General features: G+C 46.6%; 2 protein-coding genes. Both read left to right on the forward strand.

What is annotated here, in order from left to right:
* The coding region (locus tag M3080_RS09110; RefSeq protein ID WP_249092812.1) for a transposase at positions 1-321 on the forward strand (321 nt) is incomplete at its 5' end.
* 50 nt (positions 322-371) lie between these two features.
* Positions 372-1,192 (forward strand): IS3 family transposase (locus tag M3080_RS09115; RefSeq protein WP_249092813.1); only part of this gene is annotated, 821 nt, incomplete at its 3' end.

Raw genomic sequence — 1,192 nt, forward strand, 5'->3', positions numbered from 1 at the left:
GATCGAATTGTGAGAGAATTCCTCTCTGAAGGGCTCAACGCCAAAGAAGTTGCCCATCACTATGGTCTCAGTGGTGCGCAAGTTTTGTATCAATGGGTTGGGCGCTACATCGAGGAGACTCAAATCATGCGTAAAACGAAAGAGCTTACGGATGAAGAGTTCAAGGCGATGACTCCCCAAGAGCAGCTCCAAGAGCTTAAACGCTTGAAAAAAGCTCTTGAGCTGGAAAAGATTCGCAGCGAGGCCTACAACCATATGATTGAGTTGGCCGAGCAACAATTCAACATCCCGATCCGAAAAAAATCTGGCACCAAACAGTAAGCTGGCTGCATAGCGTTTATCCCCATGTTGGTCTGGGTAAATGCTGTGCGCTGTTTGGTTATAGCCGACAGTCTTATTACAAGCACGTTGAGGAAAACGACTTTGCCGGACAGGCTCTCAACGAGTTGATCATTCAATCCGTTCGTGCTTATAGGCAACGAATGCCTCGTATCGGCTCACGTAAGCTTTATGTTCTCATCCAACGTGAATTCGGATCTCAACCGAAATTTCCAGGCAGAGATAAGTTCCTGGACTTGCTCTCGGAGCAAGGATTATTACTGCGAATTAAACGTCGTAGGCACTACAAAACCACAGACTCCAATCATCCCTTTAAGCGTTATCCCAATTTGATCCGTGATAGGGTCTTTAGTGCTCCTAATCAAGCCTGGGCCAGTGACATTACCTATGTTGAGACGACTGATGGTGTGTGCTATTTGTCGTTAATCACGGACTTATATTCGAGGAAAATTGTAGGGTGGGCTTTGGGAACAACGCTGCAGACGATTTATTGTCAAAGAGCTTTAGAAATGGCTCTGGAGACACTGCACGCTCCGGAAGACTCTAAGGGGCTCATTCACCATTCTGATCGAGGTTGTCAGTACTGCAGCTACGGCTACGTGAACGGTTTAAAGTCACACGGAATTGAAATTTCGATGACGGAAAGCGGGGATCCGTTGGAAAACGCTGTGGCAGAGAGAGTCAATGGGATCATCAAAAGTGAATGGCTTTATGGAGTGAAAATCAAAGACTATGCCGATTGTTATGAACGAGTGTCGCAAGCGGTCATGGCTTATAACAATCTGCGGCCCCACATGAGTTTGGATTATCAAACACCGACTGAGGTGCATGATTTTGGAGCAGTTCCTGTGCG

This window comes from Parasutterella secunda (assembly GCF_023336895.1).
Taxonomy (GTDB): Bacteria; Pseudomonadota; Gammaproteobacteria; order Burkholderiales; family Burkholderiaceae_F; genus Aphodousia; species Aphodousia faecalis.